Source organism: Methylobacterium oryzae (assembly GCF_036441375.1).
In the GTDB taxonomy this organism is placed as follows: Bacteria; Pseudomonadota; Alphaproteobacteria; order Rhizobiales; family Beijerinckiaceae; genus Methylobacterium; species Methylobacterium oryzae_A.
In genome coordinates, this window is sequence record NZ_MLCA01000007.1 from 216490 (window position 1) to 242500 (window position 26011).

The 26011-nt window shown below is 71.3% G+C and carries 27 protein-coding genes and 3 pseudogenes (1 of these 30 cut by a window edge); 11 read left to right on the forward strand and 19 right to left on the reverse strand.

Going from position 1 to position 26011, the window contains the following annotated elements; all coding sequences use genetic code 11:
* Window positions 1-149: 149 nt before the first annotated feature.
* From acpS to dxs, 5 genes and pseudogenes are all read right to left on the reverse strand, one after another.
* A complete protein-coding gene (gene acpS / locus MOTC310_RS15255; RefSeq protein WP_331302381.1) occupies window positions 150-560 on the reverse strand; it encodes a holo-ACP synthase in 411 nt (136 codons plus the stop codon).
* Window positions 557-1306 carry a pyridoxine 5'-phosphate synthase gene (locus MOTC310_RS15260; protein ID WP_331302382.1) on the reverse strand — a complete coding sequence of 250 codons (750 nt, stop codon included), beginning with the start codon at window positions 1304-1306 and terminating at the stop codon, window positions 557-559. The genes acpS and MOTC310_RS15260 overlap by 4 nt, the downstream gene beginning before the upstream one ends.
* 306 nt (window positions 1307-1612) lie before the next feature.
* Complete coding sequence (locus MOTC310_RS32810; protein ID WP_473753902.1) at window positions 1613-2101, reverse strand: transketolase C-terminal domain-containing protein; 489 nt, start codon at window positions 2099-2101, stop codon at window positions 1613-1615.
* Between the two features lie 7 nt (window positions 2102-2108).
* Window positions 2109-2861 (reverse strand): annotated as a pseudogene (locus tag MOTC310_RS32815) (transketolase C-terminal domain-containing protein); the annotation flags it as partial.
* A gap of 20 nt (window positions 2862-2881) precedes the next feature.
* A pseudogene (gene dxs / locus MOTC310_RS15270) lies at window positions 2882-4255 on the reverse strand (1-deoxy-D-xylulose-5-phosphate synthase); the annotation flags it as partial.
* A 447-nt stretch (window positions 4256-4702) separates the two neighbouring features.
* Between dxs and MOTC310_RS15275 the strand changes: the two are divergent.
* The 3 genes from MOTC310_RS15275 (at window position 4703) to ettA (ending at window position 7745) form a co-directional block, all read left to right on the forward strand.
* Window positions 4703-5593: a DNA/RNA non-specific endonuclease gene (locus MOTC310_RS15275; RefSeq protein WP_331302383.1), complete on the forward strand. Its 891-nt coding sequence runs from the start codon at window positions 4703-4705 to the stop codon at window positions 5591-5593.
* A 9-nt stretch (window positions 5594-5602) separates the two neighbouring features.
* On the forward strand, window positions 5603-5908 hold the full coding sequence (locus MOTC310_RS15280) for a hypothetical protein (protein ID WP_331302384.1): 306 nt from the start codon (window positions 5603-5605) through the stop codon (window positions 5906-5908).
* A 184-nt stretch (window positions 5909-6092) separates the two neighbouring features.
* Complete coding sequence (gene ettA / locus MOTC310_RS15285) at window positions 6093-7745, forward strand: energy-dependent translational throttle protein EttA (protein ID WP_331302385.1); 1653 nt, start codon at window positions 6093-6095, stop codon at window positions 7743-7745.
* 94 nt (window positions 7746-7839) lie between these two features.
* Here ettA and MOTC310_RS15290 read toward each other — a convergent pair whose 3' ends face one another.
* On the reverse strand, window positions 7840-8787 hold the full coding sequence (locus MOTC310_RS15290) for an NAD-dependent epimerase/dehydratase family protein (RefSeq protein WP_331302386.1): 948 nt from the start codon (window positions 8785-8787) through the stop codon (window positions 7840-7842).
* Between the two features lie 387 nt (window positions 8788-9174).
* Between MOTC310_RS15290 and MOTC310_RS15295 the strand changes: the two genes are divergently transcribed.
* Window positions 9175-10278 (forward strand): OpgC family protein, encoded by a 1104-nt coding sequence (locus MOTC310_RS15295; protein WP_331302387.1) that lies wholly within the window; start codon window positions 9175-9177, stop codon window positions 10276-10278.
* A 16-nt stretch (window positions 10279-10294) separates the two neighbouring features.
* Window positions 10295-10468: a DUF2256 domain-containing protein gene (locus MOTC310_RS15300; RefSeq protein ID WP_331293538.1), complete on the forward strand. Its 174-nt coding sequence runs from the start codon at window positions 10295-10297 to the stop codon at window positions 10466-10468.
* A 33-nt stretch (window positions 10469-10501) separates the two neighbouring features.
* Here MOTC310_RS15300 and MOTC310_RS15305 read toward each other — a convergent pair whose 3' ends face one another.
* The 5 genes and pseudogenes from MOTC310_RS15305 to MOTC310_RS15325 all read right to left on the reverse strand — a co-directional run bounded on the left by MOTC310_RS15305 (window position 10502) and on the right by MOTC310_RS15325 (window position 13307).
* The gene (locus MOTC310_RS15305; RefSeq protein ID WP_419539917.1) at window positions 10502-11035 is read right to left on the reverse strand and encodes a nucleotidyltransferase family protein; all 534 of its coding nucleotides are present in this window, start codon (window positions 11033-11035) and stop codon (window positions 10502-10504) included.
* A pseudogene (locus tag MOTC310_RS32820) lies at window positions 10984-11247 on the reverse strand (ammonium transporter); the annotation flags it as partial. The pseudogene MOTC310_RS32820 and the gene MOTC310_RS15305, both read right to left, overlap by 52 nt.
* Window positions 11240-12286, reverse strand: coding sequence for a molybdopterin-binding protein (locus MOTC310_RS15315; RefSeq protein WP_331302388.1), 1047 nt, complete (start codon window positions 12284-12286; stop codon window positions 11240-11242). The pseudogene MOTC310_RS32820 and the gene MOTC310_RS15315, both read right to left, overlap by 8 nt.
* Window positions 12283-12984, reverse strand: a complete 702-nt coding sequence (locus MOTC310_RS15320; protein ID WP_331302389.1) for an XdhC family protein — start codon at window positions 12982-12984, stop codon at window positions 12283-12285. Before MOTC310_RS15320 ends, MOTC310_RS15315 begins: the two co-directional genes overlap by 4 nt.
* The gene (locus MOTC310_RS15325) at window positions 12984-13307 is read right to left on the reverse strand and encodes an XdhC family protein (RefSeq protein ID WP_331302390.1); all 324 of its coding nucleotides are present in this window, start codon (window positions 13305-13307) and stop codon (window positions 12984-12986) included. The genes MOTC310_RS15320 and MOTC310_RS15325 overlap by 1 nt, the downstream gene beginning before the upstream one ends.
* 380 nt (window positions 13308-13687) lie before the next feature.
* Between MOTC310_RS15325 and MOTC310_RS15330 the strand changes: the two genes are divergently transcribed.
* The gene (locus MOTC310_RS15330) at window positions 13688-15082 is read left to right on the forward strand and encodes an ATP-binding protein (protein WP_331302391.1); all 1395 of its coding nucleotides are present in this window, start codon (window positions 13688-13690) and stop codon (window positions 15080-15082) included.
* Between the two features lie 6 nt (window positions 15083-15088).
* On the opposite strand, the gene MOTC310_RS15335 is transcribed toward MOTC310_RS15330, so the two are convergent.
* Entirely contained in the window at window positions 15089-15328 is a 240-nt protein-coding gene (locus MOTC310_RS15335; RefSeq protein WP_331293558.1) for a hypothetical protein, read from the reverse strand.
* 243 nt (window positions 15329-15571) lie between these two features.
* Between MOTC310_RS15335 and MOTC310_RS15340 the strand changes: the two genes are divergently transcribed.
* Both MOTC310_RS15340 and MOTC310_RS15345 read left to right on the forward strand, forming a co-directional pair.
* Window positions 15572-15763, forward strand: coding sequence for a hypothetical protein (locus MOTC310_RS15340; protein ID WP_331293560.1), 192 nt, complete (start codon window positions 15572-15574; stop codon window positions 15761-15763).
* 23 nt (window positions 15764-15786) lie between these two features.
* The gene (locus MOTC310_RS15345) at window positions 15787-16968 is read left to right on the forward strand and encodes a pyridoxal phosphate-dependent aminotransferase (RefSeq protein ID WP_331302392.1); all 1182 of its coding nucleotides are present in this window, start codon (window positions 15787-15789) and stop codon (window positions 16966-16968) included.
* 212 nt (window positions 16969-17180) lie between these two features.
* Here the strand turns inward: MOTC310_RS15345 and MOTC310_RS15350 are convergent, their stop codons facing one another.
* The 3 genes from MOTC310_RS15350 to MOTC310_RS15360 form a co-directional block, all read right to left on the reverse strand.
* Window positions 17181-18245, reverse strand: a complete 1065-nt coding sequence (locus MOTC310_RS15350; RefSeq protein WP_331302393.1) for an alpha/beta hydrolase family protein — start codon at window positions 18243-18245, stop codon at window positions 17181-17183.
* A 108-nt stretch (window positions 18246-18353) separates the two neighbouring features.
* Window positions 18354-18866 (reverse strand): DUF533 domain-containing protein, encoded by a 513-nt coding sequence (locus MOTC310_RS15355; RefSeq protein WP_020096354.1) that lies wholly within the window; start codon window positions 18864-18866, stop codon window positions 18354-18356.
* Window positions 18867-18934: 68 nt separating this feature from the next.
* Window positions 18935-19276 (reverse strand): hypothetical protein, encoded by a 342-nt coding sequence (locus MOTC310_RS15360; RefSeq protein WP_331293566.1) that lies wholly within the window; start codon window positions 19274-19276, stop codon window positions 18935-18937.
* Window positions 19277-19524: 248 nt separating this feature from the next.
* Here MOTC310_RS15360 and MOTC310_RS15365 point away from each other — a divergent pair, with 248 nt between their 5' ends.
* On the forward strand, window positions 19525-20409 hold the full coding sequence (locus tag MOTC310_RS15365) for a transglutaminase-like domain-containing protein (RefSeq protein ID WP_331302394.1): 885 nt from the start codon (window positions 19525-19527) through the stop codon (window positions 20407-20409).
* Window positions 20410-20419: 10 nt separating this feature from the next.
* Here MOTC310_RS15365 and MOTC310_RS15370 read toward each other — a convergent pair whose 3' ends face one another.
* Window positions 20420-21448 (reverse strand): alpha/beta hydrolase, encoded by a 1029-nt coding sequence (locus MOTC310_RS15370; RefSeq protein ID WP_331293568.1) that lies wholly within the window; start codon window positions 21446-21448, stop codon window positions 20420-20422.
* Window positions 21449-21638: 190 nt separating this feature from the next.
* Here MOTC310_RS15370 and meaB point away from each other — a divergent pair, with 190 nt between their 5' ends.
* A complete protein-coding gene (gene meaB, locus MOTC310_RS15375) occupies window positions 21639-22625 on the forward strand; it encodes a methylmalonyl Co-A mutase-associated GTPase MeaB (RefSeq protein ID WP_331302395.1) in 987 nt (328 codons plus the stop codon).
* Window positions 22626-22768: 143 nt separating this feature from the next.
* The gene (locus tag MOTC310_RS15380; RefSeq protein ID WP_331302396.1) at window positions 22769-23146 is read left to right on the forward strand and encodes a CsbD family protein; all 378 of its coding nucleotides are present in this window, start codon (window positions 22769-22771) and stop codon (window positions 23144-23146) included.
* Between the two features lie 64 nt (window positions 23147-23210).
* Here MOTC310_RS15380 and MOTC310_RS15385 read toward each other — a convergent pair whose 3' ends face one another.
* The 3 genes from MOTC310_RS15385 to MOTC310_RS15395 all read right to left on the reverse strand — a co-directional run.
* On the reverse strand, window positions 23211-23996 hold the full coding sequence (locus tag MOTC310_RS15385; protein WP_331293571.1) for a 3-hydroxybutyrate dehydrogenase: 786 nt from the start codon (window positions 23994-23996) through the stop codon (window positions 23211-23213).
* A gap of 74 nt (window positions 23997-24070) precedes the next feature.
* Window positions 24071-25579 (reverse strand): HAMP domain-containing sensor histidine kinase, encoded by a 1509-nt coding sequence (locus tag MOTC310_RS15390; protein WP_331302397.1) that lies wholly within the window; start codon window positions 25577-25579, stop codon window positions 24071-24073.
* On the reverse strand, window positions 25576-26011 hold the 3' portion of the coding sequence (locus MOTC310_RS15395; protein WP_331302398.1) for a response regulator transcription factor. It continues 260 nt past the right edge of the window; only the last 436 of its 696 coding nucleotides appear in the window; its start codon lies beyond the right edge, outside the window; its stop codon occupies window positions 25576-25578. The genes MOTC310_RS15390 and MOTC310_RS15395 overlap by 4 nt, the downstream gene beginning before the upstream one ends.

Genomic DNA, 26011 nt, shown 5'->3' on the forward strand with positions numbered 1-26011 from the left:
TCCGCGGGGCGCGGCCCCGCCGCGCGCGGCCTGATGTGCGGTTGTCCCGAGGAATGCGCCGCAATCGTGTCCGCCGTGACCGGCGGTCTAGACCATGCGCGAGCCCCCCGCAACGCGCGACCGCCGCTGGCTAATCCGCGACGGCGGCCTCAACCGGCGACAGGGACCGGTAAGGCTTCAATGATCACGAAGGCTTGCGCCATCGGCGGATCGTCCGTGAGGCTCACGTGCAGGCGCGCCGCGTGCCCCGCCGGCAGGAGTTTCGCGAGCCGATCCGCCGCGCCGCCGGCGAGCCGCAGGGTCGGCTGCCCGGAGGGCAGGTTCACCACCTCCATGTCGCGCCAGAACACGCCGGCGCTGAGGCCGGTGCCGAGCGCCTTCGCGCAGGCCTCCTTGGCGGCGAAGCGGCGGGCGTAGCCCTCGGCGCGGGCGGCCCGCCGGTCGCAGCGGGCCCGCTCCCCGTCGGTGAAGACCCGGTGGGTGAAGCGCTCGCCGTGCCGCTCCAGGGTCCGGGCGATCCGGCGGATGTCGCAGAGATCCGAGCCGATCCCGACGATCATGGCTGCCGCGCCCGATCCATGGCGGCCCGCATGTCGCGCACCGCCCGGTCGAGACCCACGAAGATCGCGTCGGCGATCAGGGAGTGGCCGATGTTCAGCTCCCGGATCTGCGGCAGGGCCGCCACCGGGCCGACGCTGCCGAGGGTGAGCCCGTGGCCCGCGTGGATCTCCAGGCCGAGGCCGGCCCCGTGCTCCGCCGCACGCCGGATGCGGGCGAGCTCGTGGGCGGTCCGGGCGTCGTCGTCCTCCAGCGCCGCCTCGCAGTAGCTGCCGGTGTGCAGCTCGACCACCGGCGCTCCCAGGGCGCGGGCGGCGTCCATGACAGCGGGCTCCGGCTCGACGAACAGGGAGACGCGGATGCCGGCCTCCGCCAAGGACCGGATGCGCGGCGCCAGGTGCTCGCGGCCGCCGACGATGTCGAGTCCGCCCTCGGTGGTGCGCTCCTCGCGCTTCTCCGGCACGAGGCAGGCGGCGTGCGGGCGGGTGGCCAGCGCGATCGCCACCATCTCGTCGGTGGCTGCCATCTCGAAATTGAGCGGCACGGACAGGCCGCGCTTGAGCGCCGCGATGTCAGTGTCGCGGATGTGGCGCCGGTCCTCGCGCAGATGCGCGGTGATCCCGTCGGCGCCGGCCTCGACGGCGAGCAGAGCCGCCCGCACCGGGTCCGGGTAGTCGCCGCCGCGGGCGTTGCGGACGGTCGCGACGTGATCGATGTTGACGCCCAGGCGCAGCTTCTCGGAGGTCATCCGCTCGTTCGTCCCCGTGTCGGCGCGGTGCGACAGGCTTACCGGCAGGGTTCGGAAGGCGCGGCGCGCCCTCACCCCGTGCCGGCGATATGCGGAGGATCGCGCGCGCCGGCAAGACGGTCAGGGTCCGAGGGTGGCACGGTCCGTGTCGCGCAACCTCGCGGGAGGCGGCAACGCGGCGAAGGCGCGGCCGCGCCGACCCGGATCGGACGCCGCCCTGGTCGGCGGCGCCACTTTGCCGAGACGTGGGCGGCCTGCCACGGCAGGCGGGCGGCCCGGTCTATCGAAAGGCCGATACGGCCCCGATCAGGCGAGCCGCAGGCGCGACCGACTGTCCTTTCGCTCCGGCAGCGTGTCGAGGGCGGTCTTGACGATGGTCTTGGCGTCGAGACCGGCCTCGGCGTACATCTTCTCCGGGCTGTCGTGGTCCTGGTAGGCGTCCGGCAGCGTCAGCGTCCGGACCCGCACGCCGCCCGCGTCCAGCGCGCCGCGCTCGGCCAGAAGGTGCAGCACCATCGCGCCGAACCCGCCCCGCGAGCCCTCCTCGATCGTGATCAGCACCTCGTGCTCCCGCGCCAGATCCAGCACCAGCGCCTCGTCCAGCGGCTTGGCGAACCGCGCGTCCGCCACCGTCACCGCCACGCCCTGCTCCGAGAGCGTGTCGGCCGCCTTCAAGGCCTCCGACAGGCGCGTGCCGAGCGACAGGATCGCCACCCGCGCCTCCGCGTCCTGCCGCACCACCCGGCCCTTGCCCACGGCCAGGACCTCGCCCCGCCCCGGAAGCTCGACGCCCACACCCTCNGTCCGGCAGCGTCAGCGTCCGGACCCGCACGCCGCCCGCGTCCAGCGCGCCGCGCTCGGCCAGAAGGTGCAGCACCATCGCGCCGAACCCGCCCCGCGAGCCCTCCTCGATCGTGATCAGCACCTCGTGCTCCCGCGCCAGATCCAGCACCAGCGCCTCGTCCAGCGGCTTGGCGAACCGCGCGTCCGCCACCGTCACCGCCACGCCCTGCTCCGAGAGCGTGTCGGCCGCCTTCAAGGCCTCCGACAGGCGCGTGCCGAGCGACAGGATCGCCACCCGCGCCTCCGCGTCCTGCCGCACCACCCGGCCCTTGCCCACGGCCAGGACCTCGCCCCGCTCCGGAAGCTCGACGCCCACACCCTCGCCGCGCGGGTAGCGCAGCGCGATCGGGCCGCTGTCATGCGCGTGCGCGGTCGCCACCATGTGCACCAGCTCGGCCTCGTCGGAAGCCGCCATCACGGTCATGTTCGGCAGGCAGCACAGGTAGGCCAGGTCGAACGCGCCCGCATGCGTCGCCCCGTCGGCGCCGACCAGACCCGCCCGGTCCAGGCAGAACCGCACCGGCAGGTTCTGCAGCGCCACGTCGTGCACGACCTGGTCGTAGGCCCGCTGCAGGAAGGTCGAGTAGATCGCCACGAACGGCCGGTAGCCCTCGGTCGCCAGCCCGCCCGCGAACGTCACCGCGTGCTGCTCGGCGATGCCGACGTCGAAGGTCTTGTCCGGGTGCGCCTTGCCGAACAGGTCGATGCCGGTATCACGGTCATGTTCGGCAGGCAGCACAGGTAGGCCAGGTCGAACGCGCCCGCATGCGTCGCCCCGTCGGCGCCGACCAGACCCGCCCGGTCCAGGCAGAACCGCACCGGCAGGTTCTGCAGCGCCACGTCGTGCACGACCTGGTCGTAGGCCCGCTGCAGGAAGGTCGAGTAGATCGCCACGAACGGCCGGTAGCCCTCGGTCGCCAGCCCGCCCGCGAACGTCACCGCGTGCTGCTCGGCGATGCCGACGTCGAAGGTCTTGTCCGGGTGCGCCTTGCCGAACAGGTCGATGCCGGTCCCGCCCGGCATGGCGGCGGTGATCGCCACGACCTTGTCGTCGGCGTCGGCCGCCTTGATCAGGCTCTCGCCGAACACCCGCGTGTAGGCCGGCGCGTTCGGCTTGGCCTTGGCCTGGATCCCTGAGACCACGTCGAACTTGACCACGCCGTGGTAGCGGTCGGCCGAGGCTTCCGCCGGGGCGTAGCCCTTGCCCTTCTGTGTGACGACGTGGAGCAGGATCGGGCCGTGCTCGGCGTCGCGGACGTTCTTCAGGACCGGCAGCAGGTGGTCGAGGTTGTGCCCGTCCACGGGGCCGACGTAGTGGAAGCCCATCTCCTCGAACATGGTGCCGCCGCCGACCACGAGCGAGCGGGCGTATTCCTCGGCCGCGGCGGCGCGCTGGTAGAGCGCCTTGGGCAGGAGCTTGCCGAGCTGCTTGGCGGTCTCGCGCAGGGACTGGTAGGCGCCGCCCGAGGCGAGGCGGGCGAGGTAGGCCGACATGGCGCCGACGGGGGGCGCGATCGACATGTCGTTGTCGTTGAGGATGACGATCAGGCGCGAGTGCAGGGCGCCGGCGTTGTTGAGGGCCTCGTAGGCCATGCCGGCCGACATCGAGCCGTCGCCGATGACCGCGATGGCGTTGCGGCGCTTGAGCGGGCGGTTCTTGATCTTGGCGGCGGCGTTGTCGAGGTCGCGGGCGACCGCCATGCCGAGCGCGGCCGAGATCGAGGTGGAGGAGTGCGCCGCGCCGAACGGGTCGTAGACGCTCTCGCTCCTCTTGGTGAAGCCCGACAGGCCGCCGCCCTGGCGCAGCGTGCGGATGCGGTCGCGGCGCTCGGTGAGGATCTTGTGCGGGTAGCACTGGTGGCCGACGTCCCAGACGATGCGGTCGTCGGGGGTGTCGAACACGTGGTGCAGCGCCACCGTCAGCTCGACCACGCCCAGCCCCGAGCCGAGATGGCCGCCGGTGACCGAGACCGCGTCGATCATCTCGGCGCGCACCGCGTCCGCCACCGCCTGAAGCTCCGACTCCGGAAGACGCCGAAGCGCCGAAGGAGACGGAACGCGGTCCAGCAACGCCGATTGCTCAGGGGTGAGTGCCAATGCTCGCATCCGTTCGTTCGAGTATGGCGACGGCTCCGCCGCGGGCCCTCGGCAACCGCGACGCCAGCAGCCCGGGGACGCGCGTTCATGCTAGAACCCGCCCGTCCGTCGCTGTCATGATAGTGCCAGTTACGGACGAACGGCGGCGCGATCAATGTCGGGCCGGCGTTTTTTTCAATCACGTGCCCTCAACGCCACAAGAGGTCCGCCTTTGAATCCGGCTCGTCTGTGCACGATCCTGCTCATGTTCGCGATTACGGGCAACAGCCAAGCTTACGCCCAGCCGCGGCCGCCGGACGGCAATCTCGACTTCCTCTGCAACTTCCTCGGCGATTGCCCCGCACGGGTCGCTCCGGGCGGCCCGGACCGCGACGTCCGCCCGTTCAGCAACAGCGTCGGCCGGCCGTGCGCGTGGCGGGACCGTCCGACCCCAGAGGGCGTTCGCCGAGTCCGCGTATGCTGGTGATGCGCGCACCGGGGCTTGTCGCCGCGGCCCTGGCCCTGGGGCTCGGATCTGTCCCGGCCCGCGCCCAGGATTCCTGTCCCGGCCTGTTCGCCGATGGCCGGACGCCTGTCCTCACGAATCCGAAGCTCGCGGTCCGGGCGGTTCCGCTGTGTTTCGAGGCCTTCGCCGTCCTGCATTCCGGCGTGACGCGCACACCGCTCTACGCCATCGAGCACCTCACCCGCGCCAGCGTCGCGGCGGCCCGGGCGGTGGCCCGCGACGACGCCTTCCATGAGGAGGCGCGCCTTCCGGAGGACCAGCGCGCCTCACTGGAGGACTACGTCCGCAGCGGGTTCGACCGCGGCCATCTCGCCCCGGCCGGGGACATGCCGACGCTCGCTTCCCAGGCCGAGTCGTTCAGCCTCGCCAACATCGTGCCGCAGAACCGCGTCCTGAACCGCGGGCTCTGGGCGGATATCGAGGAGAGCACCCGGCGTCTGGCCACGCGCCGCGGCGCGCTGTTCGTCGTCACCGGGGTGATCTTCGCGGGCGACGCGGTGCAGCAGATCAAGGGCGGTGTGCTCGTCCCGACGCTGCTGTTCAAGGCCCTGTACGACCCGACGCGCGGCGAGGCGGGCGTCTATCTCGCCCGGAACGACGATTCGAAGGACTGGCGCACCCTGTCCATCGACGATCTCGTCCGGGAATCGGGCATCGACGTCTTCCCCGGCCTGCCGCCCGCGGCGCGGGCGACCGCGATGAGCCTTCCGGACCCCATGACGTCCACCCGCGCGGACGAGCGCCGGCCGCGGCACGAACAGACTTGGCAGGACTGGCTCGAGCGCGAACTCGCCCGCGCGCTGCGTAAGCTCGTTCGCGACTTCCTGCGCTCGTTCTTCTGAGAGGATCCGATGCCCGAGGACAAGCGCCGCGCCCGAACCGAGACCGAGCCTCCGGATCCCGAAAGCTTCGTGCCCTTCGCGGACAATGCCGGCGTGCGCTCCGTCGGAGCCCTGAGCTTCGAGAACGGAACGGACCGGGTCGTCCTTCACGGATCCCTCGACCTGACGCGGGACCGGACCGGCCTGGAACAGGCCAAACGGCTCCGCGCGACGCTGGACACGATCGTGAAGGCCCTGGAAGCGTCCGATCTGCCGGACGCGGTGACAGAGGCGCCGGACGCACAGCCGAAATCGGTCAAGAACCCCTTCGCCTGAGCGGCACGGCCCCCCGCCGACGGCCGGCCCGTCCTTGCCGCGTCCCGGCGGGCCTGATACTCCGAGAGGGTCATTCCTATATCGTAGGGACGCGCGTCCAGGACGGGTGCTGAGGCCCGGTGCCTGACCCGTGCCGCTGGCACGATCCGCGCGGTCCCGAACAACGCGCCGAGGACGATCCGCGATGGCTCGCGAATTCATCTACCACATGCGGGGCCTGACCAAGGCCTATACCGGCGGCAAGAAGGTCCTGGATAGCGTCAACCTGTCCTTCTACCCCGACGCCAAGATCGGCGTGCTCGGCATCAACGGCTCCGGCAAGTCGACGCTGCTCAAGATCATGGCGGGCATCGACAAGGAATTCACCGGCGACGGCTGGGTCGCGCAGGGCGCGCGCGTCGGCTACCTGCCGCAGGAACCCCAGCTCGATCCGAGCAAGTCCGTCCGCGAGAACGTGATGGAGGGCGTCGCCGAGAAGCAGGCCATGCTCGACCGCTACAACGAGCTCGCCATGAACTACTCGGAGGAGACCGCCGACGAGATGACCGAGCTCCAGGACCGGATCGAGTCGCTGGGCCTCTGGGAGCTCGACTCGAAGGTCGATCAGGCCATGGAGGCCCTGGGCTGCCCGAGCGACGAGCAGCCGGTCGCGACCCTCTCGGGCGGCGAGCGCCGCCGCATCGCGCTGTGCCGCCTGCTCCTGTGGGAGCCGGAGCTGCTGCTCCTCGACGAGCCCACCAACCACCTCGACGCCGAGACGGTGAACTGGCTGGAGGGTCACCTGCGCCAGTATCCGGGCGCGATCCTGATCGTGACCCACGACCGCTACTTCCTCGACAACGTGACGAGCTGGATCCTGGAGCTCGATCGCGGCAAGGGCATCCCGTACGAGGGCAACTACTCGGCCTGGCTCGTCCAGAAGCAGAAGCGCCTGGAGCAGGAGGGCCGCGAGGACATGGTCCGGCAGCGCTCCATCGCCCGCGAGCAGGAATGGATCGCCGCCTCGCCGAAGGCCCGCCAGTCGAAGTCGAAGGCGCGCATCACCCGCTACGAGGAGCTGGTCGCCAAGCAGGCGCAGAAGGTCGACGCGTCCGCGCAGATCGTCATCCCGATCGACGAGCGGCTCGGCAACAACGTCATCGAGTTCGAGCACCTCAGCAAGGCGTTCGGCGACCGGCTGCTGATCGAGGACCTGTCGTTCAAGCTGCCGCCCGGCGGCATCGTCGGTGTGATCGGCCCGAACGGGGCCGGCAAGACCACTTTGTTCAAGATGATCACCGGCCAGGAGAAGCCCGACAGCGGCAAGATCGAGGTCGGCGAGACGGTGAAGCTCGGCTACGTCGACCAGTCGCGCGACGCCCTCGACCCGAACGCCACGGTCTGGCAGGAGGTCTCCGGCGGCAACGACATCATCTATTTCAACAAGCGCGAGATTAATTCGCGCGCCTACTGCGCGGCCTTCGCGTTCAAGGGACCCGACCAGCAGAAGAAGGTCGGCACCCTCTCGGGCGGTGAGCGCAACCGCGTTCACCTCGCCCGGACCCTGAAGGGCGGCGCCAACGTGCTGCTCCTCGACGAGCCGACCAACGACCTCGACATGGAGACCCTGCGCGCCCTCGAGGACGCGCTGGAGGATTACGCCGGCTGCGCGGTCATCATCAGCCACGATCGCTGGTTCCTGAACCGCATCGCCACGCATATCCTGGCCTTCGAGGGCGACAGCCACGTCGAGTGGTTCGAGGGCAACTTCTCCGACTACGAGGCCGACAAGGTCCGGCGCCTCGGGGCGGATTCGATCATGCCGAAGAAGATCAAGTACAAGCGGTTCTCGCGCTGAGGGCGGCCACCGTTCCGGGACCCCGCAGGCGGTCCCGGAACCTCGATCCTGCCTGACCGGGGTGACGGCGTCGCTGTCGGCCCGCGGCGGACAATCACCCGAGGCGCGCCCGCGCCTCCGCCAGGATCGTCGACAGGCTCTGCTCGAGCGGGATGACCGGGGCCCATCCGGTGGCGGCCGCGAAGGCCGCAGGATCGCAGCCCTCGCTGCGCACGCCCGCCGGACGGACCCGCCCGGGCGCGACGTGCAGGTCAAACCGCGCGTCCGTCATGTCGCGCAGCGTCTCCAGGATGTCGGAGACCGGCGTGACGAGTCCCGATCCCACATTGAAGATGCCGCCGTCCGGCAGATCGTCGATCCGCGCGATCACGCGCAGGCACGCCGCGGTGAAGTCGGCCACGTCGAAGAAATCGCGGCCCGCCGAGAGGTCGCCGACTTCAAGGCTCGGAGGTGCCAGCCCCCGCTCGATCCGGGCGATCTGACCCGCGAAGGAGGCGACCACGAAGGTCTCGCTCTGCCCGGCCCCGATATAGTTCGACGGCCGCAGCACGAGATGCTTGACGCGGGCATTCGCCAGGACGTCGCGGAGGATGTACTCGCAGGCGTTCTTGGTCCGGCCCGAGATCGTGTCGGGACGCGGCGTGACGCTCTCGTTCGGACGCGCGCGCTCCCGGAACACCTCGCCGTAGACGACTGTGGAGCTGAGGAACACCAGGGACGCGCGGGTCCGCGCCACCGCCTCGGCGAGGTTGAGGGTGCCGAGCAGTTCCGCCCGCCAGGCATAGGACGGCGTCTCGCTCGACTGTGCCACCGAGGCCAGGGCCGCGAGGTGGAACACGCAGCTCGGATCGAAGGCCGCGACCGTCTCGGCGAGATCGCTGGCGTCGAACGGGTTCACGGCTTTCAGAGTCACGCCGTCGAGGGGCGGAAGCGGGTTTCGGTCGAGGCCGAGGATGCGACTGCCCGGGGGCAGGTCTCGACGCAGCGCCTCGAGCAGGCGACGGCCGAGATAATCTCCCGCTCCGGTGATGAGGACGCGCATGTCCCTTGCCCTCAACCCTGCCTCGAACGCTGCGGTGCGCCCCGTCCCGGCGCGGGCGCCGGATACCGGGATCGTCGGCCGCGTCTATACCGGGCCCCGCCCCGACGCGAGGGGGCTGCCCGGCCGGTGGGCGGCTCGGCCAGTGGATCACCGGCCCGGCACCGTCGTTGTGCACATCCGAACAAAGGCACGTGATCGGCGAGTTCCCTGGCGGCGGGCGCGCGCGGGCGCGCTATTGTTGCATCGCGGCCCCGGCCGCTCCGCCTCCGAACGGAGAGCGCCACGGTGATGGGCTGAGTGACGCGCCTCGACGATCGCGAACGGCCCAGCGCCGCGGAACCGCGGGCGCTCCCCCCGCCGCCCGCGGCGGCACGGCCCGCGAAGCCCGTGCGCGACGCGCGGGTCGACGTCGTCCGCGGCCTCGCGCTGCTGACGATCTTCATCGACCACATCCCGCGCAACGCGCCGGCCCTGCTGACGCTGCACAATTTCGGGTTCTCGGACGCGGCCGAGATCTTCGTGCTGCTGGCCGGCTACTCGTCGATGATCGCCTACGGCGGGCTGTTCCGGCGCGCCGGGACCCGGATGGCGCTCACGCGCATCGCCAGGCGCTGCCTGCGCATCTACCTGTTCCAGGCCGGGCTGCTGCTCGCGACCCTGGTCATCGTCCGGATCTGGATGGACCTCACCGGCCTGACGCCGCGATTCGGCGTCGCGCCCCTGCTGCAGATGGGTCTCCTGCCGGGCCTGCTGCGCGGCCTCGCGCTGAACGCGCTGCCGAACTACCTCGACATCCTGCCGCTCTACATCCTGCTGCTGGCGCTGTTCCCCCTGGTCAATGCCGGGATGCGGCGCGGGATCTGGGGCGTGCTAGGCCTCTCGGGCGCCGTCTGGCTCGCCGCCAACGTCGATCATCAGTTGAACCTCCCGAACGCCGCGGCGGTGGATGACGGGTGGTACTTCAATCCCTTTGCGTGGCAGTTCCTGTTCGTGATCGGGGCGGCGCTCGCGGTCACCGTCCGCGCCCATGACGGCCTGCTGCCGCGCCGGGGATGGGCCGTGGCCGCGGCCGCCGCCTACCTGGTCTTCGCCTGCTTGCAGGGCGGGTCCTGGGCGGATTGGGGACTGGCGGACCTCCGGCCGCTGGCGATCGGGCCGCCCGACAAGAGCCATGTCGCGCCCCTGCGCCTGATCAACATGCTGGCGCTGGCCTACCTGCTGTTCAGCGCGCCCGCCGTGGCCCGCGCGAGCCGGTGGCGGCGGCTGCGCCTCGTCGACGCCTGCGGGCGGCACTCGCTGGAAATCTTCGCCGCCGGGTGCCTCGCGGCGCTGATCGGCCGCATCCTCTACCGGACCTTCGACTCCACTTGGCCGCTGCAGGTCGCGGTCAATGTCGGGGGGATCGCGGTCATGCTCGGCCTGGCGCACCTCCTGGACGCCCGCCTTCGCCGGGCACCGGAGACCGATCCCGACGGTCGCCCGCCTGGATAGGCCGAGAGGAGGGACGATGCCGCCGATGCGCCGCAAGGGCGATCTGCCGGAGAAGATCTGCGCCCAGTGCGGCCGCCCGTTCGCGTGGCGCAAGAAGTGGGAGCGGGTCTGGGACGAGGTCCGCTACTGCTCGGATCGATGCCGGGCCGAGGCCAAGACCGCGCGCGGGCGCGGCGAGGCGCGGGGATAGTCTCCCGGCGGGACGATCGGACCGCCCGCGCGGTCACCCGCTCCGATCGGAACGTCCGACGGTCGGGGCCGGATCGCCGCCCAGCGCGGCCAGCGCGTCCGGGGTGTCGATGTCGAGGGCAGTGGCCGGATCGCCCGGGATCTCCAGAATGTCCGGCCGGCCCCTCAGCAGCGGCCCGGCGCCGTGATCGCCGGCGAGACGGGCGATGCTCGGGCCGAGGCGGCGCAGATTGAGCAGCACCGGATTCCCGCGCCGGCCCGCCTGGACCGGGACCACGGCCGCGGGCGGCTCAGCGGTGCCCGCGAAGGCCTCCGCGAGGCGGTCGATATGCGCGGCGGTGACGCGGGGCATGTCACCGAGCACGACGATCGCGGCCGCGCAGGTCGCGGGCAGTGCCGCGAGGCCGGCGCGCAGCGAGGTCGCGAGCCCGGCGCGGAAATCCGGATTGTCGACGCGGATCAGGTCGAGCCCCGCCAGCGCCGCCCGGACGGTCTCGGCGTGCGCGCCGAGGACGGGTTGAGGCCGCCGCCGCTGGTGAAGGCGAGGCTGTAGCCGTAGAACACCCAGAGCAGGCCGACGATCGACACGATCGCGAACACCTGGGTCAGCACCGACAGCATGTTCTTGGTGCGCACGAGGCCGCCGTAGAACAGCGCGAGGCCGGGGATGCTCATCATCAGCACCAGGGGCTTGCCGTCGAGGGGCGCGAGCAGCTTGGGCGCGGCGCCGAACCGGCTCCCGAGGCCGGCGGCGAGCAGGATCGTGCCGACCTCAGCCATCCGCCGGGTCCGGCTCGGATTCGTCGGCCGCGGTCGCGCCGCCGGCGCGGGGCTGCGGGCGCGAGACGATCTCCATCAGCAGGCCGCCGACGCCGAGGGCGACGATATCGGATCGGGTCACCGGCAGGTCCGCGAGGAGTCGGTGCAGGATCCAGTCGAAGCCGTTCTCCTTGGGCGAGCGCGCGCAGCCCGGCGCGCCGATCACCGGGACGTTCCCGCGGGCGCCGACGAGGAGCAGGTTGCCGGGATCGACCGGCATCCCGAGATGCGCGACGGCGCCGCCCGCCGCCTCGATGCCGGCCGGGATGACGTCGCGCCGATCGGCGATCGCCGAGGCGCCGAACACGACGACGAGGTCCGCCCCGACGCCGTCGATCATCTCGGCGAGGGATGCGGCCACGGCCCCGTCGGCATGGGGCACCCGGGTCTCGGCCACGATCCCGGCCCCCGCGGGGGCGAGACGCTCGGCGAGAACCCGCAGGGTCTTGTCGATCGTGGCCTCCTTGAGGCTCGGCAGGCGCGTCGAGACCACCCCCACGCGGCGGCGGCGATACGGCGCCACCGCGAGGGCGCTGCCCTCGGCGGCCGCGCAGGCGCGGGCCAGCACGGCTCCAGGCACCGCGTAGGGGATGATCTTCACCGTGGCGACCATCTCGCCCTCGACCACTGGCCGGAACCGCGGCAGCGTCGCCACCGTGACAGCCTCGTCCACGGCGTTGACCGCGTCGATCCGGGCCGGATCCAGGGTGAGCACCCCGGCCGTCTCGGCGAACAGGTTGCTGCGGCCGGTGAAGGGCGCCTCGACGCGCAGGTTCGGCCCGCACAGACCCGCGGCGAGCCGCGCGGCGGCGGCATCCTCGCCGACATCGCCGGACTCGAGCGTGGCCGCCACGATCTCCGACAGGCCGGCCTGCGCCAGGCCGGCGGCGGCCTCTTCCGCGATGACGGCGCCCTTGCGCAGCGTGATGTCGGCCCGCCGCACCGTGTGGGCGCTGATCAGCCCCGCCGATTCCGCGACCGGGACCGTGCCGAACCTCACGCGACCTCCGGACGGGGCACGCGGCGCAGGGAGGCCACGATCTCGGCGAGCACCGCCAGGGCGATCTCGGCGGGGCTCACGGCGCCGATGGGGAGGCCGATCGGCGCGTGGATCCGGCCGATCTGCGCGGGCGTGAAGCCGGCCTCGGTGAGCCGCGCGACCCGGGCCGCGTGGGTCTTCCGCGACCCGAGGGCGCCCACGTAGAAGCACTCGGCCGCCAGGGCCGCCTTCAGCGCGGGATCGTCGATCTTGGGATCGTGGGTCAGGGCCGCGAGGGCGCAGTAGCGGTCGAGGACCGGCACGGTGGTCCCGAACGCGGTGTCCGGCCATTCGGCGACCAGCGCGGCGCCCGGGAAACGCTCGGGGGTCGCGAAGGCCGTGCGCGGATCGATCACCGTCAGCGCGAGGTCGAGTCCCGACGCCATCGGCGCCATGGCCTGCGAGATGTGGACGGCGCCGACCACCACGAGCCGCACCGGCGGCACCTGCACAGTGAGGAACAGGGTTCGCCCCTCCGCCTCCACGAGGCCGCTCTTGCCGGAGGCGAGGTGCTTTGCCAGCGTTTCGGCGAGGGGATCGGCGGCGATCTCCGCCGCGCGGACCAGGCGCTGCGCGCCGTCGGCGATGTCGGTGACGAGGATCGCGGCGCGGCGCGCGGCCCGCTCGTCGTTCAGCGCCGCCAGGAGATCGCTGCGCATCAGTCGACCCGCTCGACGAAGACCCGGATCCGGCCGCCGCAGGACAGTCCGGCCCGCCACGCGGTCTCGTCCGCGACGCCGAACTCGAGGACGCGCGGCGCGCCGGACTCGATCACCTCGATCGCCTCGGTGATCACCGCCCCCTCGACGCAGCCCCCCGAGACCGAGCCCAGGAATTTGCCCTCGCTGTCGACCACGAGGTGGCTGCCTACCGGTCGCGGGGCCGAGCCCCAGGTCTCGATCACCGTGGCGAGCGCCACGGCGCGGCCGTCGCGCCGCCAGGACTGGGCGGCGGAGAGGATGTCGGTATCGGTGCTGAGCATGGCCTCGAAGACCTTCGGCCGGCGGGCGCCCCCCGCATCCCTCAGGTATGGCCCGGGCGGCGCAGTGCAAGAAGCCCTCATGCTGAAGGTCGCGTCAGGAAACGATGGCCGACATCGTCGGTCGGCCATACTCTGCATCCACGATCTTTCGCGGAGACGGCGCCCCGATTAGTGTCCGGCATGTCCAAACCACAGCCTCATCCTGAGGTGCCGGAGCGCAGCGGAGGCCTCGAAGGAGCCCTCCAGCCGGCCGCGCGATCCCTGGAGCCCTCCTTCGAGACCCGCTGGAGCGGTCACCTCAGGATGAGGGCGTGGGGTGGACGTTTCGCTGAAACCGAGGCCCCTTTCGCCCGATGGGCCCGGCCCCCGCGCCCAGCCCCATGAACGCCCCGGACCCCGCCCTCGCTCGGGCGCTCCGCAAGGAGCCGCCGCGCTCGCCCCCGCGCCGCCTGTGGAAGCGCGTCAGCCGGGCGATCGGCGACGTCTTGCCGAAGGGCCTCTACGCCCGCTCGCTGATCATCATCATCGCGCCGGTCGTCCTGCTCCAGTCGGTGATCGCCTACACCTTCATGGAGCGCCACTGGCAGCTCGTGACCAAGCGCCTGTCGGCGGCGGTGACGGCGGACGTCGCCGCGCTGATCGACATCTACGAGAGCTACCCGCAGGACAAGGATGCCGAGACCCTCTCGCGCATCGCCGGGGAGCGGCTGAACCTCGATCTCGACATCCTCAAGGGCGCCAAGCTGCCGCCCCCGGGCCCGCGGCCGTTCTTCTCGATCCTCGACGAGGCCCTGTCCGACGAGATCAAGCGCCAGATCCGCAGACCCTTCTGGATCGACACGGTCGGGCGCTCGAACCTGATCGAGATCCGCGTGGCGATCCCCGACGGGGTCATGCGCATCACCGCCCGGCGCAGCCAAGCCTACGCGTCGAACTCGCATATCTTCCTCGTGTGGATGATCGGCTCGTCGCTGGTGCTGCTCGGCGTCGCGATCCTGTTCCTGCGCAACCAGATCAAGCCGATCCTGCGGCTCGCCGCGGTGGCGGAGGGCTTCGGCAAGGGCCGGGAGATCGAGTTCCGGCCGCGCGGCGCCCGCGAGGTGCGCCAGGCCGGCCACGCCTTCATCGAGATGAAGCGGCGCATCGAGCGGGCGATGGAGCAGCGCACCACGATGCTGAACGGCGTCAGCCACGACCTGCGCACCATCCTCACCCGTTTCCGCCTGTCCCTGGCGCTGATCGAGCAGACGGAGGAGATCGAGGATCTCAGCCGCGACGTCGACGAGATGAGCCGGATGCTGGAGGGTTACCTCGCCTTCGCGCGGGGCGATTCGGCCGAGCCCGCGACGCCGACCGACATGCGTTCCCTGCTGGAGGACCTGCGGACCGACGTCGAGCGCCTCGGCGCCCACGTCTCCGCCGTCGATCTCGCCGGCGCGCCCGAGGTCACGGTCCGTCCGGGCGCCTTCCGGCGCTGCCTGTTCAATCTCGCGGCCAATGCCGTCCGCTACGGCGAGACGGTGGCGATCTCCGGCCGGCTGGAGGCCCGGACCTTCCTCGTCTCGATCGACGATGACGGGCCCGGCATCCCGGCGGAGAGCCGCGAGGACGTGTTCAAGCCGTTCGTGCGGCTCGACGACGCCCGCCAGGATGCCGGCGGCTCGGGGCTGGGCCTGTCGATCGCCCGGGACATCGCCCGCGCCCACGGCGGCGACATCACCCTGCACGACAGCCCGCTCGGCGGCCTGCGGGCCACCGTCCGGGTTCCGGCGTGAGCCGGTTCAGGTATCGGCGGGCCGGCGCAGGCGCAGGAACTCGGCCTGCGCGTTCCGGATCAGGTGATCGATGCTCGCCTCGTCGAGGGCGGCGCCCGCCAGCCGGGCCCGCAGGCCGGCCTCGCCGTTCCAGGCGTAACCGGCCTCGAACGGCAGGTGGCGCCGCAGGAGCGGGCTCACGACCGCCTCGCGCCGGTAGGCGGGATGTCGCAGCAGCCGCCCGATATGGAGCGCCAGCGTCTCCACGCTGGAGGATCTGGGGCCCGAACTCCCCGCCCCCTTGCCTTTCGAATCGACCGATGCCCAACGCATACGTGTCCGCCCTCCAGAGGCACCACTGTTGCGCGAAATGATTGCGCATCCATGAGCGTTCGGGCGAGCCGGCGAAAAACTGCAGATTCCGGGGTCCCAACCTTCGCGGCACGGTGATATGCAGGGTCGCTTTCCCAGGGCCGCGGTCAGCCGCGCGCCGGATCCCGAGTGCCGAACATGAACCCGCTCGTCCCGCTCTTCGCCCTCATCTCGCTGCCGCTCGCGGCCATCGGGCTCGTGCTCTACACCGACGAGGGCATCAATCCGGACCTGTTCTACGCCTCCGTGAAGACCTTCGTTATCCTGGGCGCGATCGCCGTGGCGATGTCGTTCGGCGCGATGAAGCTCGCCGAGCGGTCCAAGCACTGAGGTCCCACCGCCCGGAGGGCGCGATGCTGCACGTGGTCCCAGCCTTCTCGCGCATCGGCGAGGAGAACGCCTTCGCGGTTCTGGCGCGGGCCCAGGCCCTCGCCGCCCAAGGGCGGGACGTGATCAACCTCGGCATCGGCCAGCCGGACATGCCCACGCCCGCCCACGTGGTCGAGGCGGGGATCAAGGCGCTGCGCGACGGACACCACGGCTACACGCCGGCGGTCGGCATACCGCAGCTCCGCGAGGCGGTGGCCCGCGACATCCACCGGCGCCACGGCGTCGAGGTCTCGCCGGATTCGGTGATGATCGTGCCGGGCGGCAAGGTCACCATGTTCATGGCGATCCTGATGTTCGGCGCGCCCGGGACCGAGATCCTCTATCCGGACCCCGGCTTCCCGATCTACCGCTCGATGATCGAGTTCACCGGCGCGACGCCGGTGCCGGTGCCGATCCGCGAGGAGAACGGCTTCGCCTTCTCGGCGGCCGAGACGCTGGCGCTGATCACGCCGCGGACGCGGCTGCTGATCGTCAACTCGCCCGCCAACCCCACCGGCGGTGTGACGCCGAAGGCCGAGATCGACGCCCTGGTGACGGGCCTCGCCGGGCACCCCGACGTGGCGGTGCTGTCGGACGAGATCTACGGCACCATGACGTATGACGGCGAGCGCCACCACTCGCTGCTGAAGTACGAGGAAATCCGCGACCGGCTGGTCTATCTCGACGGCGCGTCCAAGACCTACGCGATGACCGGCTGGCGGCTCGGCTGGTCGGTCTGGCCGAAGCCGCTCTACGACGCGGCGCGCAAGCTCGCGGTCAACGCGCATTCCTGCGTCAACGCGGCGACCCAGTGGGCCGGCATCGCGGCGCTCGACGGCCCGCAGGATTGCGTGGCCGAGATGGTCGCCGAGTTCGACCGGCGCCGGGCGATCGTGGTCGACGGGCTGAACGCCCTGCCGGACGTCTCGTGCATCGCCCCCAAGGGCGCGTTCTACGCCTTCCCGAACATCGCCCGAACCGGCTGGAAGGCGAAGGCCCTGGCCTCGACCCTCCTGGAGGAGGCGGGCGTGGCCGTGATCGGCGGCCCGGATTTCGGCGTCCACGGCGAGGGCTACCTCCGCCTGTCCTACGCCAACTCGGCCGAGAACATCCGGCGGGCGCTGGAGCGGATGGGCAGGTTCCTCGGCGAGCGGAAGCCGGGCTGAGGGCACGGCCTCACCGACCTCGGCATCGGGGCGTGCAGACCCGTCACGGGTGATGATATCGCCGTCCTCGCGAGCGTAGCGAAGCGATCCATTCAGCGTGACGACCGCCGATGCCGGGCCGCCCTGGGTCACTGCGCTGCGCTCGCGATGACGGCGGCGGTCGCGGCGACCGAAGCGCTCGGACGGACACCGGTGCGATCGGCGCGCCCGCTTCAGGACTTGCCGGGCGCCCGCTTGTCGATCCAGCCGACCAGCCAGTCGGCGATGTCGAGGCTGTTCTTGTCCTGCATCAGCATGTGCGAATTGCCGTGGATGCCGATCTCCGGCAGCAGGATCAGCTCCGCCTTGCCGCCCGCGGCGTTCGCGGCCGCCACGAAGCTGCGGCACTGCTTGAGCCGCGGCGCCCAGCGGGGCGAGGCGTCGACGTAGTCGCCGAACAGGACGAGGATCGGCAGGTCCTTGTAGGGCGCGAGGTCGTCCTTCGCCGGATCCGGACAGGCGGCCGGCTCGATGGCCACGATGGCCCGCAGGCCGGACCGATCGAGGGCGGCGGTCTGGAACGGGTAGATCCCCGATTGCGAGTGCGAGATCAGCACCGCGCCCTTGAGCCGCTTGGCGAGCTCGGACAAGGCCGGCACGGTCGGGTTCGGCACCGGCAGGGCGGCCGACCAGTCCGGGACCATCTGTTTCCAGAACTCGCCCTGGGCCTCCAGGGGGAACTGCATGCCCGGGAACACCTTCGGGTATTCCGGCCCGAAGCGGAAGATCGCCCAGGCCGGCTCGCGCCCGGCCGAGAAGACGGGCGGCAGCGCGTTCGGGTCTGTCCGCCCCATCTTCACGGCGTTGATCTGGGCCGGACTCGCCGCCGAGCGGCCGCGCCAGGCCTGATCGATCACGTAGGTCGGGAAGCCGCGCCGGACGAAATACTCGTCCCAGCCCATGCGCCCGTCGGGCGTCGTCTCCCAGGTCTTGCCGGTGAGGCAGCAGCCGTGGATCAGGGCCAGCGGCGGCCGCCTGGAATTCACCGGGATCTGATAGCGGACGTAGATCTGGTCGACGCTGATCGTGCCCGACGGCGCGTAGGCCGGCAGCGTCGACAGCGTGTCGGACTGGACGTCGCGGCCGCCGACGAAGAAGCTGCCCTGCTCGGCGATCGTCAGAGGGCCGGCGGCCGGCTCGGCCGCGCGCGCGGAGCCGCCGGCGATCAGCATGGCTGTGACCAGCGCGCAAGCCCGCCGCCGGGCGCGCCCGAGCGGGGGCACTGACAGTCCTGCCATGAAATGTCCCGTCCTCCCGCGAACGGATCGCCCGGACCCGTCGTCGCGGATAAGCCTAGCACGAAGCTCGGCCGCCATGGGAGATCCACCCATCGGACAGGTTTTCAGTCAGGCTCCGATGTCGCGCTCGACACGCTCGACCGCCTCCGCGGGCAGGTCGAGGGCTTCGGCCAGCATCTTCAGGAACTGACGCTCCTGGAGCGTGTCGGGCTCGATGGCGAGTCGCGCCGCCGCGAAGATCCGCGCCGCCGCGTCGGGATCCGCGACCCGGTCGGCGATCGCGTCGACGTCGGCCGGGTCCGCGAGCTCGCGCTCGAGCCAGGCTCGACCGTCGGGATCGAGGCCCGCCTCCGCCACGGCGGCGTCGAGGCGCCTGCGCTCCGCGGCGTCGACCATCCCGTCGGCCGTCGTGGCCGCCACCATGGCCCGCAGCATCAGCCGGGCCTCGTCCTCGTCGACCTTCGTGAAGTCCGGGCCCCCGGCCTCGGGCGGGGGCGCCCCGCGCAGCGCCCGGTAGGCGAGGCCGCCGATCAGCGCCAGTCCGCCGAGGGCGGCACCGGCGGCGAGCCCGCCGCGCCTCGACCGCACGAGCGCGTCGACGATCCGTCTGCTGTCAGCCATGCCGTCCTCCCGAATCCAATCCAAACCCGATCGGAAACAACCCGGGAGGCGCTCGGGTTCAGCCGCGCTCAGGCGTCGGCCTCATCCTCGTCTTCGTCCTCGTCGATATCCACGAGGAAGACGATGTCGGCTTCGTCCTCTTCGTCCGTATCGCCGCCGGTGTGCCGGGGATCGTCGACGAAATCACCCTCGCCGTCGTCCTCCGCCAGCGCGTCCTCGAAGATCTCGATCTCGTCCTCGGTGGCCGCCCGGACCTTGAGGGCCGACGTGCCGTTCCAGAGCGGCTTCCCACCGGTCGTCATCGTCCGGATGTCTTCCTTGAAGCCGTCACAAGTGAAGAGGTCCTTGGCGGACGCCTCGTCGCTGTTGATCACCGCAACGGCGGTGCCGTCGATCTCGAGCGTGAACATGGCCGGCATCCCTCTCGTAACCGTCCTCAGGCCCCCCGCTCAGCGGGCTGGCGCACGGGTGCGACGCGCTGCCCCGGGGAGAACCACGTCGGTCTCGTCCGGCGGCCGCGAGCGTCGCGCGCGGATGCTGTAGGGGTGAAGCGGACGGCCGCCAAGCCCGTCGCGACCCGACCCGCACGATTCGGCGCGGCACGGATCCTGCGCGCATCGCGGCGGGCACAATCTCGAATACGAAGGATCACCCGCGCATGCGGATCAGGCTCGGCTGCGAGATGCGCTACGCCTTTCCCTACCCTGTGCCCATGGTGGTGATGCTCAACGTGCATCCCTCCCGGGCGGCCGACCTAGAGGCGCCCGACACACCCCGGACAGATCCGCCCGTCCCGGTCGAGATCTACCGCGACGGCTTCGGCAATCTCTGCGGCCGCCTGACCGCGCCCGCCGGCAACTTCACCATCGGGACCGACGCCGCGATCCGCGACAGCGGGATGCCCGATCCGGTGCACCCGGATGCCGCGCAGCACGCGATCGAGGAGCTGCCGGCCGAGACGATCGTGTTCCTGCTTCCCAGCCGCTACTGCGAATCCGACCTGCTGGCCGACGAGGCGTGGCGTCTCTTCGGTCATACCGAGCCCGGCTGGGCCCGGGTGCAGGCGGTCTGCGACTTCGTGCACGCCCACATCGCGTTCGGCTACGAGTTCGCCCATCGCGACCGCACGGCCATGGACGCGTACGCGGGCGGGCGCGGCGTTTGCCGGGACTTCACCCACTTGGCGGTGGCGTTCTGCCGCGCCCTCAACGTCCCGACCCGGTACTGCACCGGCTACATCAGCTTCATCGGCGAGCCCGAGCCGCACCCGGCGGGCGACTTCGCGGCCTGGATGGAGGTCTATCTCGGTGGCGCCTGGCACGTGTTCGACCCGCGCAACAACAGCCCGCGGATCGGTCGGGTCATGGTCGCGTACGGCCGGGACGCCGCGGACGTGCCGCTGACCCACACGTTCGGACCCAATCCCCTCGTGGGCTTCCGGGTCTGGGCCGACCGGATCGCCTCTCTGGACGCCTCCGGCGACGCGCCGGTCCTGCCGGAGGAACCCCTGCCGCCGCAGAGCATGGCGACCCGGACGGGGTGAGCGCCGCGCGTCAGACGCCGGCGCCGCGGGCGATGGCGCGCTTGACCACCCCCTGCACGTCCGGGTTCGAGAGGAACAGGTCGTGGTTGATCAGGCCGCCGCCGTAATCGGAGGCGTCGGCGACGCGCACGCCGAGCGCCTCGAGCTTGGCACGATCGGCCGCGCCCGCGCGCACGCCTCCCGCCAGCGCGGCGGAGAGTTCGAGCGCCCGGTCGTTGGTGGAGGAGATCACCGTGATCTTCGAGACGTCGGGCCCGAGTCGGGCGACGCCGTTGGAGAACAGGTCGAAGTCGATGTCGGGAGCGGCCAGCACCACGGCGCCGATCCGCGACATCGCGGCCTCGCCGGCTTCGGCACGGAGCATGCGCAGGGTCTCGAGGGTCAGGAGCGTGCCCATCGAGTGCGCGACGATGTTGATGCGGCCGCCGCTCGGCGAGGCGGCGAGCGCCTTCAGCAGGTCCTCGAAGGCGTCGCGCGACCAGAGGGCGCTCTCGCGATCGTAATTGTAGTCGAGGGTCGCGGCCGCCGACGGCCACGTGAACAGGCCGGAGACCCCGCGGAACCGGATCCCGTCCGAGAGCCGGGCGGCGCTGACCGCGGCCGACTCGAACGATTCGCGGTAGCCGTGCACGTAGATCAGCACGTCGCGCCCGAGGGCGGCCTGGGCGAAGGCCTCGGCGGCGCCCGGTCCGGACTCGGATTTCGGAACCGCGCCGATGGTCCAGTCGCCGGTGATGACGGACGAGACCTTGCCGAGCAGCGAGCGGTCGGGCGGCGACAGGCGCACCTCGGCGAAGCTCAGGCCGCGGCCGCGGTCGCTGCTGAAATACGGGGGGCGGGGCGGATTGCCCACGGGCTTGCGGGTCGTGGCGACCAGCAGCACCGGCATGACGTCGAGGGCGGACTGCTTCTCGGGCAGGGCCGCGCCGGTCCCGAGGTCGTCGGTGACGCAGGCGCCGAGCGACGGGGCGAGCCCCGCGGCGCCCGCGAGGGCTCCGAAGCGAAGAAGGACGCGGCGTGAGACGATCTGGCTCGACATGATCCGGTAACGCTCGGGCGGGGCACCTTCCGTTGCCCAGGATCGTGACCATCGCGGGGCACGATCGCCGCATCGCGGCGTGAATATCGGGCACGGCCGGGCTTGTGGTGGTCGGGACACAGGCCACCCATCCCCCGACCCCGATGTTCTCCCCCTCGACGGCAGCCGTCGCCGCCGCCATGAAGGGGCCATGACGCCGTCCATCGACATCGCGAGTCTCCGCGAACGCCTCCTGCGCGGCGACCGCGCCGCCCTGGCCCGCGCCATCACCCTGGCCGAGTCCAAGCGCGCCGATCACCGGGCTCTGGCCGCGGACCTGATCGACTCGGTGCTGCCCGAGACCGGCCGGGCGATCCGCGTCGGCATCACGGGTGTGCCCGGCGTCGGCAAGTCGACCACCATCGACGCCCTCGGCTCGAACCTGACGGCGGCCGGCCGCAAGGTGGCGGTGCTCGCGGTCGACCCGTCCTCGTCCCGGACCGGCGGCTCGATCCTGGGGGACAAGACCCGGATGGCGCGTCTGTCGCACGATCCCAACGCCTTCATCCGCCCCTCGCCCTCCTCCGGCACGCTCGGCGGCGTCGCGGCCAAGACCCGGGAGACCATGCTGCTCTGCGAGGCCGCGGGCTTCGACGTGATCCTCGTGGAGACGGTGGGCGTCGGCCAGTCGGAGACGGCCGTGGCCGACCTCACCGACTTCTTCCTCGTGCTGATGCTGCCGGGCGCGGGCGACGAGCTGCAGGGCATCAAGAAGGGCATCCTCGAACTCGCCGACATGATCGCGGTCAACAAGGCCGATGCCGGCGAGGCCGAGCAGCGGGCCAACGCGGCGGCTTCCGAGTACCGGGCGGCGCTGCACATCCTGACCCCGGCCTCCGCCACCTGGACGCCGCCGGTTGTCACGATCTCGGGCTTCCACAACCTGCGACTCGACGCCCTCTGGGCGAAGATCGTCGATCACCGGGAGAAGCTCACGGCCACCGGCGAGATCCAGGCGAAGCGCCGGGCCCAGGACGTCAAATGGATGTGGGCGCTCGTGGACGAGCGCCTGCACCAGCGCCTCGTCGGTTCTCCGGAGGTCCGCCGCCGCACCGCCGAGGCGGAGGCGGGCGTCGCCCGGGGCGAGACCTCCCCGGCCGCCGGGGCCGCGGCCATCGCCGAGCTGATCGGCCTCTGACCGGTTTCGCCGCCTCGATCGCGGGTCGAGGCGCACAATTTCGTGGCTTCCGGGGGCACAAACGCCATCTCGCGCGTTCGGTGGACGACGGCGTAACGAGCGGCGCCCCTGTCGCGGCGCCGCGCTCAGTCCAGGAGAGTGCCATGGTGGATACGGATCGGATCGTCGGCGGCGCCAAGGAGCCCGTCGGCAAGGTTCAGGGCGCGGCCGGCGATTTCGTGGGCTCGAACCGCGACTCGGTCGAGGGACGGTTCCGCGAGGCCCAGGGCCAGGCTCAGAACGTCTACGGCCAGGTGAAGGACAAGGCGCGCGACATCGCCGACCGCGCCGGTGACTACGCGAGCGAGGCTTACGACCGCGCCGGCGACGTCGCGGGCGACGCCTATGAGCGGGGCGGCTCCTATCTGCGCGACGGCAGCGCCGCCGTCGGCGCCCGGGTGGAGGAGAATCCGCTGGTCGCCCTGCTGATCGCGGGTGCGGTGGGCTACGGCCTCGCGCTGCTGATCCACGGCCGCCGCTGATCGAACCGGCCCCGCCCGATCCGGGCGGGGCCGTCCGCACCGAGCCGGTGCCGGGCCTGCTCCGCTACTGAGCAGTCCAACCGCCATCCATGCTGATATTGGCGCCGGTGATCTGGCTCGCCGCGTCGGAGCACAGGAATACTGCCAGGGCGGCGACCTGATCGACGGTGACGAATTCCTTGGTCGGCTGCGCCTTCAGCATCACGTCCTCGATGACCTGTTCCTTGGTCAGGCCGCGAGCCTTCATCGTGTCGGGAATCTGCGCTTCGACGAGCGGCGTCCAGACATAGCCGGGCGAGATGCAGTTCACCGTGATCTTGTGGGGTGCGAGTTCCAGCGCCGCCGTCTTGCTCAGACCCGCGATCCCGTGCTTGGCCGCCACGTAGGCCGACTTGAACGGCGAGGCCACCACGGAATGGGCCGAGGCCGTGTTGATGATCCGGCCCCAGCCACGCGCCTTCATCCCGGGAATCGCCGCGTGCATCGCGTGGAAGGCCGAGGACAGGTTGATGGCGATGATCTGCTCCCACTTCTCCGCGGGAAACTCCTCGATCGGCGAGACGAACTGGATACCGGCATTGTTGACCAGCACGTCGACGGCCCCGAAGGCCTCTTCCGCCTCGCGCACCATGGCGGTGATCGCCTCCGGCCTGCTCATGTCGGCGGCCGAGTAGCGGGCTTTGACCCCGTAGGCGCTCTCGATCTCCGCCCGGGTCTCCTCGATGGCCTGCGCGTCCCCGAACCCGTTGAGCACGATGTTGGCCCCCTCCGCCGCGAGGGCGCGCGCGACGGCGAGCCCGATGCCGCTGGTCGAGCCGGTCACGAGGGCGGTCTTGGTCTTGAGGGTCATGGGGCCTCCTGGATCGCGGGCCCGCCGCCGTTCGGATGCGGAGACGGCGCGGTCACGGTGGGACAGGTCGCGACCTAAGTAGCGCGGGACGGGGACGCAGGCACAGGGTCGCTCGATGGCGGAGCGGGCGGGATGTCACCGGTCACGGGACGCGCCTGCGCCGTGGCCGGAAACTCAATCTCCACTCGCAACCCGGGATCGTTGTCGGAGAGCCGCAGGCTGCCGTGATGCAGGCGCACCACGGCGTTGACGAGGCTGAGGCCCAGCCCGAAACCCGGTCGCGAGCGAGCATCCTCGAGGCGCACGAAGCGGCCGAGCACGCGGGCCCGCTCCGACTCGGGAATTCCCGGGCCGTGATCGGAGACGGCGAGGCGGATCGCCTCCCCCTCGCGCCGCGCGTCCAGGGTCACGCTGGCCTCCGTCCCGGCCGATCCGGCCCCGTATTTCAGGGCGTTGTCGATCAGGTTGGCCAGGGCCTGCCCGATCAACTCTCGGTTGCCGGCGATGATCAGGTCGTCCTGCGCGCGCACCGTGAGGATCAGACCCTGATCCTCGGCGAGCGCCTCGTACAATTCGCCGACACCCCGCACCGTCTGGCCGAGATCCAGCGGCGCGAGGATCTCCCGGGCACTTCCGGCCTCGAGCCGCGCGATCATCAGGAGCGCGTTGAACACCCGGATCAGCCCGTCGCCCTCGTCGATCACGGCTTCCAGCACCGCGCGCAGCTCCTCCTGCGTCGAGGCCCGGCGCAGGGCCTCGTCGGCGCGGTTCCGCAGGCGGGTCAGCGGCGTCTTCAAATCGTGCGCGATGTTGTCGGAGACCTCCCGCATGCCGCGCATCAGCTCGCCGATCCGCTCCAGCATCTGGTTGAGGCTCGACGCGAGGCGGTCGAGCTCGTCGCCGTTCCCGGCCACGTGGAGCCGGCCGTCGAGATCACCCGCCATGATCGCCCGCGTGGTCTGCGTCATCGCGTCGACCCGGCGCAGCACTCGACTCGCCGCCAGCCAGCCGCCGATCACCCCGAGGAGCACGACGGCGGCGAGCGAGGTGACGAAGGCCCGTCCGATCACCGCGCGCAGGCGGTCGCGCTCCTCGGTGTCGCGCCCGACGAGGAGCCGGAACCCGCCCGGGAGAGTGAAGACCCGCACGATCGCCTGATGCGCCTCGGAATCCGAGTCGCTGCGGCCGTAGCGCGTCTCGCTCTGGCCGGGCGTGGCCAGCACGGCGGCCGGCACGTAGCCGACATTGCCGACGACATGATCGCCGCCCGCCGTGGTCACGAGGTAGAGGGAGGCGCCGGGCTCGCGCGAGCGCCGCTCCACCACGGAGATCAGCCGCCGCAGGCCGCCGGCATTGTACTGTTCCGACAGGCCGTTGATCTCGGCGTCGATCGTCGAGACGATCTGGTCATCGAGCACGGCGCGGGCATTCCAAGCGACGTAGCCGAGCGCCAGGAAGGCGCAGAGGGCGAAGATCGCCAAGTAGGCTAGAGACAGCTTGAACGCGGTGGTGCGGAACAGCTTCTGGAAACGCGCCGCCGTCGTCTCGCGGGCGACCGGCGCGTCGGTCCAAACGTCGCTCACCCGGTGGCGCCCTCGTCGAAGCGCAGCACGTAGCCCGCGCCCCGGACCGTGTGGATGATCGGCGACGGGAAACCCTTGTCGAGTTTGCTGCGCAGGCGCGAGACATGGACGTCGATGACGTTGGTCTGCGGATCGAAGTGATAGTCCCACACATGCTCGAGCAGCATGGTGCGCGTCACGACCTGACCGGCGTGCCGCATCAGGTATTCGAGGAGGCGGAACTCCCGCGGCTGTAACGGGATCTCGCGGCCGGCCCGGGTCACCCGGTGCGACAGCCGGTCGAGCTCCAGGTCGCCGATCCGGTAGCGCGTCTCCTCCGCGGCGCCGGATCCGACCTGCCGCCGGGCCAGCGCCTCGGTGCGCGCCAGCAGCTCGGAGAACGCGTAGGGCTTCGGCAGATAATCGTCCCCGCCGGCGCGCAGCCCCTTCACC